12 protein-coding genes are annotated in these 13,948 nt (G+C 59.6%); all 12 read right to left on the bottom strand.

Annotated elements, in window-relative coordinates:
• Position 1 precedes the first annotated feature (1 nt).
• Entirely contained in the window at positions 2–388 is a 387-nt protein-coding gene (locus tag CO657_RS35660) for a response regulator (protein ID WP_054184937.1), read from the bottom strand.
• Positions 381–4,355, bottom strand: coding sequence for a CheR family methyltransferase (locus CO657_RS35655; RefSeq protein ID WP_054185007.1), 3,975 nt, complete (start codon positions 4,353–4,355; stop codon positions 381–383). Before CO657_RS35655 ends, CO657_RS35660 begins: the two co-directional genes overlap by 8 nt.
• Before the next feature lie 64 nt (positions 4,356–4,419).
• On the bottom strand, positions 4,420–5,442 hold the full coding sequence (locus CO657_RS35650; RefSeq protein WP_054184938.1) for a chemotaxis protein CheB: 1,023 nt from the start codon (positions 5,440–5,442) through the stop codon (positions 4,420–4,422).
• A gap of 166 nt (positions 5,443–5,608) precedes the next feature.
• Positions 5,609–6,001: a response regulator gene (locus CO657_RS35645; RefSeq protein ID WP_054184939.1), complete on the bottom strand. Its 393-nt coding sequence runs from the start codon at positions 5,999–6,001 to the stop codon at positions 5,609–5,611.
• A gap of 35 nt (positions 6,002–6,036) precedes the next feature.
• Entirely contained in the window at positions 6,037–6,444 is a 408-nt protein-coding gene (locus CO657_RS35640) for a response regulator (RefSeq protein WP_054184940.1), read from the bottom strand.
• A gap of 114 nt (positions 6,445–6,558) precedes the next feature.
• Positions 6,559–7,710: a helix-turn-helix domain-containing protein gene (locus CO657_RS35635; RefSeq protein WP_054184941.1), complete on the bottom strand. Its 1,152-nt coding sequence runs from the start codon at positions 7,708–7,710 to the stop codon at positions 6,559–6,561.
• Positions 7,711–7,875: 165 nt separating this feature from the next.
• Positions 7,876–8,790 carry a c-type cytochrome gene (locus CO657_RS35630; protein WP_054184942.1) on the bottom strand — a complete coding sequence of 305 codons (915 nt, stop codon included), beginning with the start codon at positions 8,788–8,790 and terminating at the stop codon, positions 7,876–7,878.
• Between the two features lie 27 nt (positions 8,791–8,817).
• Positions 8,818–9,552, bottom strand: coding sequence for a TIGR04290 family methyltransferase (locus CO657_RS35625; RefSeq protein WP_054184943.1), 735 nt, complete (start codon positions 9,550–9,552; stop codon positions 8,818–8,820).
• A gap of 20 nt (positions 9,553–9,572) precedes the next feature.
• A complete protein-coding gene (locus CO657_RS35620) occupies positions 9,573–10,619 on the bottom strand; it encodes a UDP-glucuronic acid decarboxylase family protein (RefSeq protein ID WP_054184944.1) in 1,047 nt (348 codons plus the stop codon).
• Positions 10,620–10,631: 12 nt separating this feature from the next.
• The gene (locus tag CO657_RS35615; protein WP_054184945.1) at positions 10,632–11,732 is read right to left on the bottom strand and encodes a CgeB family protein; all 1,101 of its coding nucleotides are present in this window, start codon (positions 11,730–11,732) and stop codon (positions 10,632–10,634) included.
• Complete coding sequence (locus CO657_RS35610) at positions 11,729–12,820, bottom strand: CgeB family protein (protein WP_054184946.1); 1,092 nt, start codon at positions 12,818–12,820, stop codon at positions 11,729–11,731. The genes CO657_RS35615 and CO657_RS35610 overlap by 4 nt, the downstream gene beginning before the upstream one ends.
• The gene (locus CO657_RS35605) at positions 12,817–13,947 is read right to left on the bottom strand and encodes a CgeB family protein (RefSeq protein ID WP_054184947.1); all 1,131 of its coding nucleotides are present in this window, start codon (positions 13,945–13,947) and stop codon (positions 12,817–12,819) included. The genes CO657_RS35610 and CO657_RS35605 overlap by 4 nt, the downstream gene beginning before the upstream one ends.
• Position 13,948 lies beyond the last annotated feature (1 nt).

Below are 13,948 nucleotides of genomic sequence, written 5' to 3'. Positions count from 1 at the left end.
GTCAGACTGCTCGAGCGGTGGCGATGGCGGTTTGGAGGCACTCCATGAGCCGCCTCATGTCGATGGGTTTGGAGCAGCACCCCATTGACTGGAACCGCGCCGGCAAGACGGAGGCATCATAGCCTGTGGTGAAGATAAACGGAACGTGGCGCGCCAGAAGGGCGTCCGCAACCGGGTAAACCGGGACTCCCTGCAGGTTGACGTCCAGAACCGCTGCATCAAGAATGTCAGGCGTTGCCAGCAACGCAATCGCACGCTCCAGCGATTGGGCCGGGCCGATCACCACGGCTCCCGCCTCGGCAAGCTCCTGGGACAAGTCTTCCGCCAGCATGAACTCGTCCTCGACCACCAGCACATGGCGACCGCTCAGAATCCCCCCTTCAGTCATGGGCGTCATCCTCGATCAGATTGCTAAGAGAAACCGGGATTGAGATCATACAATGGATGCCGTCACCGCCGACAATATAGGACGTCTTCGCATCCAGCTGGTAGGGGAGCGCCCGTTCGATAAGTTCGCGGCCCTGGCCACCCCCTTGCGGCCCGGAACCGGCGGGCGGCATCTTAACCCGGCTCTCCCGCCAGTCGACATGCAGCCATGGCTTGCCATCTCCATCCGGCAGTTCGACCCGCCAATTGACGGCGAGATGGGCCTGGGGCTGGCTCAGCGCTCCATACTTGGCGGCATTGGTGCCAAGCTCGTGCATCGCCAACGCCATTGTCTGCACTGTCGTCGATCGAAGGCGGACACCTTCGGGACCATCCAAGGTGATCCGGCTCATCTCGCCGTCCGGCACGCCGTGGGCCGCCAGTTCGGAGCGGATTAGCTGATCGAAGGTGATGCGCTCGCCCTCCTGCAGCCGCGATAAGAACCCCTGCACCCGCGCCAGCACGTCCAGCCGGTCGCGGAATCTCTCGTGGAAATCCGCCAGATCGGTGCTCGACCGCATGGTCTTGTCGGCCATCGAACGGACGACGGCCATAAGGTTGCGGGTTCGGTGCTGAAGCTCGCCGACGAGGACTTTCGTGCGGTCGGCAGAGGCTTTCTCATCCGTGATATCGCGGCCGATGCCCCCGATCTGTCTGACATTGCCGTCTTCTCCGAAAATCGGAAAGTCGGCACTTCGCAACCAGCGAATTTCGTGGTCCGAGGCGCGCCTAATGCGATATTCGAACTCCACGCGTTCGCCATTTCGCACCCTGCCGATTTCTAAAAGCGCTTGTTCCCGGTCTTCGGGAATGATGAGTTCAGACCAGCTTCGGAAATTATTGCCCGTCATGGCCTGCTCGCGGTCGACACCGTAGATGGTCTCGAAAGCCGGCGTCAGGTAGACCCATTGCAGCGTCTCAGCGTCACGGATCCACAAGACGTCGGAAGAGGCTTCGCCAAACAGACGGAACTGCTCCTCGCCCTGCCGCAAAGCTGCCTGGGCCTGTTTTCGCGCCGATATGTCGATGCAGAACTCGGCGATCGTGCCGTCGCCAAGGTCGCGTCCGGCAAACAGCATCCAGCGTCGCGTTCCGTCAGCCAGAAAGAATTCCTTCTCATACGGCCCAATCTTGCCGGTCTCTTTGACGGCTTCCATCTGGGCTTCCGTCTCGGCGAGGTGCTCATCCGGGGTCAGCCGGCGCCAGTGCAACTCGGCGCGCTCCATTTGTGAGCGGCTGTACCCGGACATCTTCAGGAAAACCTCGTTGGCGTCGAAGATGACGCCCTCCGAATTCAGGAATATCACGCCGACGGCATCCGTCTCCAAGACGCGCTGCAAGCGCTCCTCGCTGCGTCGAAGCGCCACTTCCGCCTCATAGGTAGCGGTCAGATCGGTGAAGGTGACGACGGCACCGCTGATATAATTGTCGACGCTGCGATAAGGCAGCGCGCGGGCAGCATAGTGCCGATCATTGGCGGGATCGCTGACTTTTCGGTCGACGGGCACCAGTGTCCTGAGGACAAGGCGAACGTCGTCCATTAGCTCGGGATACGCGACGCGAGATACGACATGGTCGAGCGGCCGCCCGACGTCAGTATCGAGCAGATGGAAAATTTCGGTTGCCGCCGGCGTGAAGCTTCTGACACGCAGGTCGTTGTCGAGGAAAACCGTGGCGATCTGCGTCGCCTCGAGAAGGTTCTTCAGGTCCGAATTCGTCCGGTCAAGTTCGGTAACCCGATGGGCAAGCTCGCCGTTGACGGTCTGCAATTCCTCGTTGACCGATTGCAATTCTTCCTTCGAGGTTTCCATTTCCTCGTTGGCCGACTGCAGCTCTTCGTTGATCGACTGATATTCCTCGTTGGAGGATTTCAGCTCCTCGTTGGTCGATTCAAGTTCCTCGATTGTCGCCTGAAGCCGGTCGCGCGTGACGCGCAGATCGGTCTCCAGCCGCTTCACATGCTCTTCACTTGTCAGTCTGCCGCCATCAGGCGCCGTCCCTTCGGCCACCTGTCCGGCGTCCTGAAACAAAACGATCAGCGAGGTGACGTCGCCACTGCCAAGCGGTTCGACAATGACATTGACGGCGTAGGTGCGATCGTCCTGGCGCAGCAGCACCCTTGGAACTTCCACCTTGACGGCCTCGGTGGTGGCACGCTGCAAGGCAGAGCGCATATCGAGCCTAAGATCGCGGTGAGCAAGGCTCAGGAGATTGAGCGTCGCCGTTCCCGATGCCGGCTCGAGATAGCGGCCCGTGCGGCCTGAAAAATGCAGCACGTCGTAATGTGAGTCGACGACCACATAGGCTGGCGCAAAGCGCTCTGCAACGACCTCAGCCTGCCTGCTGATCGTTGCCGACAGCCGACCGGTCTGGAGTATCGGAGGCGGTACCATCAGCGCATGGTCGGGGCTGCGTGGGCGTGGGCTGAGCGGAAAATCCGGAATAATGCGCGTTGCCGTTTCCAGCCTTCGAAACAGGCGATTTTTGCGGTCGATGGGCGCAAAAAGCTTGGCGTGGCGGGTAACGTTTTCAGAAGAACCCAAAAACAGAATGCCGCTCGGCCGGAGGGCGAAGTGGAAGATCGGGATAACCCGGTTTTGCAGCTCGCCGTCCAGATAGATCAACAGATTTCTGCATGACAGAATGTCGATGCGGGAAAACGGCGCGTCTTTGACGATGTTGTGCGGCGAGAAGATGCACATCTCCCGCAGCTCCTTGACGACGCAATAGGTGTCGCCTTCGCGCACGAACCAGCGAGCAAGGCGCTCGGGCGGGACCTGGGAGGTTATCGCAGCGGAATAGCGTCCGGCGCGCGCAATTCCGAGCGCGCGAGCGTCAAGATCGGTCGCAAATATCTGCACATCAGGCGGGTAGTCCATCGTCGCCATATGCTCGCGCAGCAGCATTGCGATCGAGTAGGCCTCCTCGCCGGTGGCGCAACCCAGTACCCAGACGCGCAACTGATCGGTCGGCTCCTTGCCCTCGAACAGTCTTGGAATCTCACGCTCAAGGGCGTCGAACTCGGCTGGATCCCTAAAGAACTGGGTGACGCCGATCAGCAGGTCCTGAAAGAGGTTTTGCACTTCGTCGCGGCTCGCACGCAATCGCTCGATGTAGGCGTCGATGCTGCCAATCTGCAACACCTGCATGCGTCGCTGGACGCGCCGGGTGAACGTACCCCGTTTATAGCCGTGGAAGTCATGGCTGGTGACATTGCGAAGGACCGTGGCAATTTGCGTAATTTGCGCCTCGATCGCGCTCGGCTGCTCGTCGTCCAGTCCAGCCTCTTCCTCCTCGGTAACATTGCTTGCATAAAGCGCGATCTGGGCAGCGATGCTTTGCGCCGGCAGACGCAGGTCTGCAATCGCGATTGCTCCTCTTCCTTCCTCGGAAGACCCTTCTTCGCCTTCGCTTAACTCGACGATTGAGAGGCCGCCAAATTTCTTGGTTGCCGCAACCCCGGCAGTACCGTCATGATCCAGCCCTGAAAGCACCACGGCGACGGCGCGCTCGTGCGCGTGTTCTGCAAGCGAAATCAGCATCGTATCGATCGTGCCGCGATGTCCGACGGGTTCGGAGGCCGGCCGGACGCGGATATGACCGTCTTCAAGGGTCATCATATCGTCCGAGCCGCCGATATAGATATGGTTTGGAAGGATCCGCTCGCCATCGACTGCGACCGTCACGGCCAGTCGCTGCTGCCGACCGACCATCTCAAGCACGGTCGCCGCACTGAGCCCATCCTGCTGGTACACTGCCACAAGGTAGGATGCGCTGAGGCCAACGCCGATGTCGGAGAAGATCTTTTCGAGCGAATGAAGCGACTGAGCAGAAACCGCAATGCCGACGACGACAAGCGGCTGTTCGTGCTGATCCCGTTCAGCCGCGTTTACCTGTTGCTCCATACTGTCCTGTTCGTCGTACGCCATCATCGATCCATGCCTCTGTTGCACCGACCTTAAACGTTCGGGACGGCACAAAGATACACCTTTATCAGACCTCTTGGAAACGCGACGCGCGACCGTGTCGAAGAGACGTCAACGCAGCATCCCGCAGCGTCGCGGAATAGCGCTTGTATTCGACTGCTCGCGCCTCATAGAGCTCGGCTACGGCTGTACGGCCGGTGTCACGGGCGTCCCTGGCCATGCGCTCCACCAGTGTCACCCGCTCCTCCATCACCCGCATGGCAATCCTGATTGCCTCGTCGAGTTCATCGATATGTGCAGCAAGCGCGTCAGCGGTATAAGCGTGGCCGATTTGACAGCGAAATCGCAACGGTCGGGACCCCCGAACCTCTGAAAGCACACCGTGACAATCCGGGCAGGTTATGGCTGTCGGCGAGGCGATCTTGCGCAGTTCAGCGCTGCCAGTTCGGCCGCCAGCTGCGATTTCGACCTCGAGCCGCAGATCGTCGGAGGGCTCGCCGATCGCCGGCCCCGCCTTGCTTCCGGCGATGCCGGTCAAAAGCCTCCCGAGTTCAGCGGCCGGGGCCACATGATCGATTTCAACCGCCTCAAGCGCTGCCAGCGGCATCTGATCCGCCTCCGCATCGAGCGGGTGCTGGACCAGCGCAGTGCCGCCATTGGACTTGATCGCATGCAGTCCAGCCGCTCCGTCGTTGAGCATTCCCGTCAGGACGAGCCCGACCACCCGCGGACCGAACGACAAGGCAGCAGAACGAAACATCGGATCAATCGAGGGCCGGACCATATTTTCCCGAGGGCCGGCACCAAACTTGATTGTTTCGCCCATAAGCAGCAAATGCCGATCAGGGGCAGCGAGATAGATATGCCCGCGCTCAATCGGCTGACCGTCCACCGCCTGCGTTACGGGAAGCTTTGATCTTGCCGATAGTATCTCCGGCAAAAACCCGGGAGAGTTTGCAGGTATATGAGTGCTGACGAAGATGCTTGCCGGAAGGTCGGCAGGCAAGTCGGCAACGAGTGTTCGAAGGACGGCTCCACTTCCGGCCGACCCGCCGATAGCGATGATATCCCTGGTCGCGCTTGATGACATGACCTTTGACCTTTCGTGATCATGCTCAACAGTCGGCGAGCCCACATAGTTCCGCGTCGACCACAGGCTGCCTCGTTTCTTCGGTATCAACGCTCGCAGGGCCAGACTTCCCAGCGACTTAATCGTCGACCGCGCTTAGTTGCATGACAAGTCGAGGGCAGGACGATCAGTTCAGTCGGTCGGGACCGTCCGGACCGAAAAGTGCAACGGCGATCTGCTCGAGCTCGGCTGGTTTCTCGCAAAGCGCAAACCCCTTGTATTTGACCGGGATGTGAGAGGGGTCGTAGCCGGTGGCAAAAACGAAATTTATGTCTCGCGCCTCCAGTTCATCGGCGACGGCAAATACCAGCTCGTCACCAAGAAAAACGTCGAGGATCGCCGCGTCGATTTGTTCCTTTTTGATAAGATCGAGGGCCCGGCTAACGTTTGACGTCGGTCCCACGACAACCGCTCCAAGGTCTTCCAGCCTCCGGCGCGTCTCGTCGGCAAGGAAATATTCGTCTTCGACGATCAGGATGCGTTTTCCCGAAAACAATTTCGATTGATTGCTTTTTTCCACGGGGCACCTTTCCAACGGGGCGAGAGGCATCTGCATCAATTAGCCGGATGCATTCCAGACCGCATCTGCCGCCTTGGCAAGCCGGCAAGCACCTCCAGTAGTTCTTGCTCATCGCATGGCTTGTTGAGGCACGGCGCTGCGCGGAAAGGCTCTGGCAAGGAGTCACATTCGTAGCCGGTAACAAAAACGAAGGGAATCTTATATTCGGATAGCTTCTCGGCCACCGGGTAAACACTCGCTCCGCGTAGATTGATATCAAGGATCGCCCCGTCGAGTTCAAATGCGCGCTTGCGGACAAGCGCCAATGCGGCCGCAACATTCGATACGGGTCCGGCGATCTTTGCACCTTCGTCCTCCAAGGCCGTCATCAGGCTGGACGCTGCCAGATACTCGTCTTCGACGACCAGATAGAGGCACCCTGCGAGCGCCGGCGATTCCTGCATGATCTGGCCTCCTTTGCCTGTCGAACTATCGTTGAAGGCAAAAGTTGCGCCGTCCCAGGATTAAACACGGCGGACGAGATGCATATACGACGGAGGCTATGACTTCACTTGACCCTAAAATCTTGGGGCGGCAAACGCGGAGGCACGATTGGCCGTGGTCATCACGTTTTTCTCCGCGCCTCTCAATGAAAAGCCCATCAGGCGCTCGTATTCCGCCTCCGGTATGCCGTAGGACCCATGAGCCTTGAGGATGAGGCCCTCCCGATCGACGATGATGACCTTTCCTCGTACGGATCTGATGAGCTTCTCGCCTTCCAGAATATGGAGCGCGCCCGTCACGCCGGAACGCCGGACGCCCAGCATGAAGGACATATACTGATGGGTAAGATTGAGTACTTGGCTGTCCACACGGTCATTGAGCATGAGCAGCCAGCGCGCCAGTCTCTGCTCTATTGAATATCGGCCATTGGCTAAGGCCGTATAGCCGACCTGAATCCCAAGCGATCTTGCAAAGGACGAGGAAAGAGAGCGCAATCGCGGCGCTTTATGTGTGAGACGAAGGAAGCTGTCGACGTCGATGCGCTGAGCGGTTCCTTCGATCTGCACCATCAGATTATAAGGCGTCCGCCAATCCCCTTCGAGCAAGCCCGTGCCGGTCACGCCTTCACGCCCAATAAGGCCCGCCTCCACCTGAGAGCCATCGAGGGACAATGCAATGAGCGAAACAATTCCGCTTTCGATGAAGGAGACAGCTGCGATCTCTCCAAATTGCTGCTCGAGGATTTCGCCCTGGACCAGGCGAACCGGTTTCAGATGCGGCTGAATGACATCAAATTCGCGACTGGAAAGGGCCGAAAGAATTCGGTTTTCCTGGTTGCGCGACGGCCTCTCCGCGGGCTCATGGCAATCCGAAATGGCATGCAGAATTGCACTTTTGTCCAGCGGTTTTTCGACGAATATGCGGTCGGCAAATCGCGGCGGAACGACATCTCGGCTGTAGCCGGTCGCAAAGAAGAAGGGGATCCTGCGCTTCGATAGCTCGTCGGCCACAGGAAACACCATCGTTCCGCGGATATTGATGTCCAAGATGGCAACGTCGATTTGAGAGAAATCCTCGATGTATTTAAGGGCTTGCTCTATGCTGGGTGCCGGCCCGATCACCTTCATTCCGGCTTCCGACAGTTTCAACGCAAGCTCGCTCGCCAGGACGTAATCGTCCTCGACGACCAGTGCTATTCGCGAGGGCTTGGTAAAAGCCGTGTTCATGCCGTTTGCCTCTTAACGTCATGTCCGTTTGCAGATGGAAACGTTTAGGCTATCAACCCGGTTCCAAGTCGAGCCACCAAAAGCGTCATTCTCAAAATCTATTCGGTGGTCATGCCGTGAGGTCGCCAAAGAGCCGTTTGGCGAGCCGGCCCGGCACCCCTTTCGCTAGGGTTGAGCCGTCGGGCGTGGCGGTAGCGACTTCAGGTATCGAGCCATGGCAACCCGATCGGCATCAGGGAGTTCCGAGGTATTTTTAACGACATCTGCCATCGACCAACCCACGTAGCCGTGGTCTGGCGTCTTGCCGCTTTTGAGCATCTCTACGAGATCGTTCTCCGACCATGAACCGATGCCCTCCGGCGTGATATTCGGGTTGAAGCCGACGCCCTCAGAGCTGACGCCCCCGGCAAAGCGAGTTTTCGGCTCTATCGCGCCGAAGATGTTGCGCGTCGAGTGGCATTCGGCACAATGGCCGATCACCTCGACAAGATAGGCGCCGCGATCATGCAAGGGATCCCCGTTCAGTATTCCTTCGGATCGGCCCTCGTTAAAGAATAAAAACTTCCAGAAGCCGACAAACCGCCGGATGCGAAACAGCAGAGCGAGGTCATGCGGTTGCGGCCGATCGGCAACAGGCTCAAGTGTCCGTAGGAAGGCGTAGAGATCCCTGACATCGTCAAGTTTCATCCCAGTATAGCTGGCATAGGGAAAGACAGGATAATAATGCTGCTTGGCTGGCGACACGCCGGCAATCAGGGCATTGGCCAAATCGGCCACCGACCACGATCCTATGCCGGCCTCGCGGTCTGGGGAGATATTGGGGGTTCTGAAGGTTCCGAAGGGCGAGGCGAGCGCAAGATCCCCTCCAAGTTTCAGGCGATCTGGCTGGCCAGGAGACGCATGGCAGGAGGCGCAATCGCCCGCGGCAAATACCAACCGCCCGCGCTCAGCATCTCCTGGTGTCAGCCTCGGATCGTCGGCAGAAAAAGGCGCGTGCGGCCTGGTCAGCAACCAGGTCGTGGAGGAGGCAATGACGATTGCAGCAACCGCAATCGATAGTAATCGGGCACCTTTCAGCATTTTGAACCCGCCAATAGACTGACCGTCTCAAATTGGCGGCGGCTCGACCATGTATGGCCGGCGGCCGCGCCGACAAAGATAGACTTCTCGCTCGGGATTGGCTTCCACCAAAAAACCGGAACTGCGCAACATCGCCTCGACCGCCGCCTTGTTCGGGATGAACCAATTCGTGGGATCGTCGGCGTAACGCTCCTCGACGAAGAACAATCTTGGAAAATCCGGTTGGTCGAACACGGCCCATTCCGAGAAATCATAGTTCTCCTCCGGCAAAGCGGTTCGCTCGTCGCCGCGCTGCAGGCATTGGAATAGCATCAAATCCGCAACCACATGTTCGTAGAGCAGATCGAGCGCCAGCAACGGGTGACGTAGATGGTAAAGCACGCCCATGAAGAGTACCAGATCAAAGGCTTCCCCGAGGGCCGGCACCTGGTAAACCGACATCTGCTTGAATTCGACGTCGAGGCCGAAATGAGCGGCGGCGAAACGAGCTTGCTCAAGATAACGGGCATCGGAATCGATGCCGAGCACACGCCCGGCATTGCGCCGTTTCATCTCAAGTGCGTAAAAGCCGGCATTACAGCCGATATCGAGCACGCTGCGCCCGCCCAGATCTTCGGGCACGACATGTTTGAAGCGCTCCCATTTGAAAGCGGGATAATCGCCGAGAAAATGATCCGGAGCGGTTTCAATCTCTCCGAGCCGCATGTTCTGGAACCAGGGGCCGAGTTCACTCACGCGGCGTTTCAGGGCGAGGTTCATCATGGCTTGCCTCCGTTTTTCGATCAGCCTTGCGCGGGAGCCATCAGCGAGGCTGTCGGGTTCAGGTGGCTGCGAGACGCCGTTGCCTGCCGCCGCGGGCGGCGGGCGAGGCTGTTGGCAAACCATTCCACCGTAGAGACGAGGCCTTCTGAAAGCTGCACCGTCGGTTGCCAATCGAGAAGTTCCCGCGCTCGCGAGATATCCGGACGGCGGCGCTGTGGATCGTCCTTCGGCAGCGGCTTGTAGACAATCCCCGTCCGGCCAGGCACCATCGAGCGGATCATCTGGGCGAGCTCGTTGATCGTGAACTCACCGGGATTGCCGAGATTGACCGGTACGCCGGGGTTGGGCCTGAGGTCCATCAGCGCAATCAGGCCGCTGACCAGATCGCTGACATAGCAGAACGACCGCGTCTGCGTGCCGCTTCCATAGATGGTCAGGGGTTTTCCAGACAGGGCCGGCACGATCAGGTTTGAAACAATGCGGCCGTCATTTGCCTGCATGCGCGGGCCATAGGTGTTGAAAATGCGGGGAACGCGGGCATCGACGCGGCCGGCACGCAACATGTCGAAGCAGAGGGCTTCGGCGGCGCGCTTTCCTTCATCATAGCAGGCCCGCGGCCCCGTGCAGTTGACATTGCCGCGATAGTCTTCCCGCTGGGGATGTTCGGCCGGATCGCCATAGACCTCGCTCGTCGAAGCCTGGAGGAACGAAGCGCCGTGTCGTTCGGCAAGCGCAAGCAGGTTTCCCGTGCCGGCAACGCAGGTCATCATCGTATGGACAGGATCCGCCTGATATTGCGGCGGCGATGCTGCGCAGGCGAGGTTATAGATCTGGTCCAGCGGCTCCTCGATTTCCAGGAACTGGCAAACATCCTTTTCGATAAGCCGGAAGCGCGGGTGATTGGTCAACGGACGCACGTTATCCAGCGAGCCGGTAATATAACTGTCAACGCAGATGACGGAATCACCACGACCGAGGAGGGCATCGCAGAGATGAGACCCGACAAAGCCGGCTCCCCCTGCCACCAGAACAGTCTTGGCTTTTCCGCGACGATTGACTTGCAGCATCGATACTCTCCTTCACGCTGAAATACGCTCATAAGCTCGGTTTGCCGGCAGTTTCGAAAGGGTCTGGGCGAGTTCGGCGGCACGGGCAGCTCCGGTATGGCCGCTCAAGACGCGCCTTCTGGCGGCAGCGGCAATCGCGATGCGGTCGGCATCGGCGAGTTCGGTCAACACCGCCACGACATCGGCTGGACCTTGCGCAACAAGCAAAGCCTCCCCAGCTGGCAGGAGTTCATCGAGCCCGCGCCAGAAGTCGCTGACAACAGCTGTTCCGCAGGCTGCGGCTTCGAAGAGCCGCACGCTAGGCGACCATCCGGCGGCGATCATGTCGCTGCGGGTCACATTCAGGGTAAACCGTTGCCTGGTGTAGAAGCTTGCATGATCAGCCGGCGCCAAATGCTCGATGCGCTCCACGTTCGCCGGCCAGTCGATCTCGGCGGGATATTGCGGCCCGGCGACGACGAAGCGCATGGATGGCAGGCGACGTGCCGGCTCCAGAAGCAGGCGGTCCAATGTCGGCTGGCGATCCGGGCTGTATGTTCCAAGGTAGCCAAGATCCCAGCAAGCTGGCTCACCTGTGTTGGCATATCGGGTTTCATCGACCGAGCAGTAGAGCGCGACAGCTTTCCTCGCCCCATATCTCTTCTCCAGCCGGGTCAGTACCTCTCCTCCGGAAAAGGAGAAGTAGGCGTCAAAGATTGGGATCTGCCGCAGCGCCAGATATTCCTCCTCGCCGCGATCAAGCTTTGCGAGGGTTACAGGCGTGTCGATGTCGTAGAAGCAGAGCCCTTTTGGCTCAAGCTTGTCGAGTTTGTCGATGAGCGCCACACCCTCGGGCACGTAGGATCCGACGATGACGGCATCGGCTCGTCTCAGCCGATCTCGATGAAGGTCGATCATCGGGTCGATGTCGCCGTAATAGGCGAGGTCGCAGAAATCCGGTGAAGCAAGATCGCGTTGACTGGCGTACCAGGGGACGTCCCGCTCCAGGAACAGAACCCGGTGACCGTCCTGGCGAAGCCCTTTGATGAGAGCGCGGTAAGTCGTGGCATGGCCGTTTCCCCAGGACGAGGAAAGTGAAAGCCCGATAAAGACGATGTCGAGCGACCGGGTCATTCGGCTGCCTCCATCCGCGCGCCGAGACGAGCGCGGAAAATCTTGTCTACGGCTTCGGCTCGATTGGTGTAGGTGTGCTCTGTCAGCACGCGCTGACGCGCGCTCTCGCCAATTTTCCGAGCCGACTGGCGCGACAAGCCGGCAACCAGCGCCGCCACGTCCTGTCCGTCGCGCGCGACCAGGATTTCCTCATCGGGCTTCAGGAAGAACTCGATGCCTTCCCAGTCGTCGGTAATAAGGCAGGCGCCGGCGCCGGCGGCTTCGAAGACGCGTGTCGCCGGCGAGAAACCGTTTTCCGCCATGCTGGCGCGCGATACATTGAGAACCGCCGTCGGGGTCACGTTGAAGGCATTGTGATCCCGCGTCGGCACGTGGCCGATATAGCGGATATTGGACGCGACCGGCTTGTCCTGCCAGCCGGAACCGCCAAGCAGGAATGTCCGGTCCGGCAAACGTGACGCGGGCTCCAGAAAGAAATGCTCGACCCGCGCCTCGCGATCCGGCAGACGGTTGCCGAGGAAGGCGAGATCGGCGGAGAAGCGTATGTCCTCGGGCACCGGGTGGTGCGTTTGCGGATCGAGCGCATTGTAGATCGGCACGCAGTCGGCCGCGCCGACGGCGCGGTATGCGTTGACGACCGGATCGCCGCCGCCATAAGTGAGGACAAGATCGATCCCGCAAAGCGCCCGGCGCAGCCGATGATCGGGATTTGCCTTGAGTTCGGCAAGCGTTGCCGGCGCATCGACATCCCAGAAGATTTTCAGGGCCTGCGGCCGCGCATGGCCAAGCACCTCTTCCAGAAGCAGATCGTCTTCGAAACCGACGCCGCTTGCCTTGACGACGATATCGGCCTCAGCCGCAGAGCCGCTGACGGCCTTCAAGGCGTCGATCGTGCCTTCGTAGACGACGACCTTGCACCAGCCCGGCGGATCCATGTCGCGGTTCTTTTGCCGATCATAGACATCGGGTTCATAGAAAGTGATGTCATATCCTTTCGCCGCCAGCGCCCGCAGCAGGCCGCGATAATAGGTGGCAGCGCCATTCCAATAGGCGGAGACGAGGCTTGAACCGAAAAATGCGATCTTCATTCGGCTGCCTCGCGGGATTGGAAATTGGCGGTGACGCGGTTCGTACCGCAGCGCGTCAGGACTGCGAAAAGCTCGTCGACGCGATGCCGGCAGGTGTGGCGCGCCTTGATCGTCGTCAGACCCGCCGCGGCGAGGCTTACGGCGTAATCGGGATCCGAAAGAACGTCACGCAGATTCCTCTTCATTTCCTCGCCGTCGCGAACGAGAAGAAAATCCGTGCCCGGCGAGAAGAGGTGTTCGGCATCGTCCCATGGTGCCGAGATCAATGGTATCCCGCAGGCAAGGGCTTCGAAGACGCGGATGGTTGGAATACCCGGCAGATGCTGGACATAGGGACGTCGTGGAATGTGCACTGTCACCTTGTGGCTGGCGAAGGCGGCAGGAACATCCGCATTGGCGATCCATCCGCCGTAAGCGATACCGGCTTCGCGAAGAGCCTCGAGCGCCTGATCGGGATACCGGACGCCGCGAACGGTCGTCTTCAGGCCAAGCGATTGGGCGGGACCGACCAGGAATTCGGCGATCTCGGCCGACCGTTCATCATCACCCCAGTTGCCAATCCAGATGAGGTCTCCGGTTCTGTCGATTTCCGGCATTGGCCGAAACAGAGTGTCGTCGGCTGCTTCGTGCCAGGTGAACACGGACTTTCCCCAGCCTGCTTTGAGATAGCGTTCCCGCAACGTCTCGCCGAAAGCCAGCACACCGTCATAGTCGCTAAGGGTCAACCCGGCGATATCGCCTTCGGCCGAGACTGCCCGATGATGTGTGTCGTGAAAGAGCAGCGTGAAGTCGGCGCCATTGCTCCGGATGCGGCCGAGCCGCGCAACCAGTTCAGGCTCCGTCCATTCGTGGACGATGACGACATCAGCATCCCCAAGCGCGGCTTCATGATCGAAGCTCTTTTCGTAGATCTGCGAGCGGTGCTGCGGAAAGGTCTGGTAAAACCTCGCGATTGCCGAGGCGCCCTGATCGCCGACAAGGTTGGCACGGCTCCAGGCATCTTCCGGTTCCAATGCCAGGGTGTCATGGCCGCGCCGCTGGAGGTCGCGCATCACACCGCGAAGAAAATGCGCGTTGCCGTGGTTCCAGTCGGAGATGAGCGAATGGGTATAGAATACGAACTTCATG

The organism is Rhizobium acidisoli (assembly GCF_002531755.2).
GTDB classification, from domain to species: Bacteria; Pseudomonadota; Alphaproteobacteria; order Rhizobiales; family Rhizobiaceae; genus Rhizobium; species Rhizobium acidisoli.
Note: the sequence above shows the minus strand (reverse complement) of the source record. Positions and strands in the feature narration are given on the sequence as shown.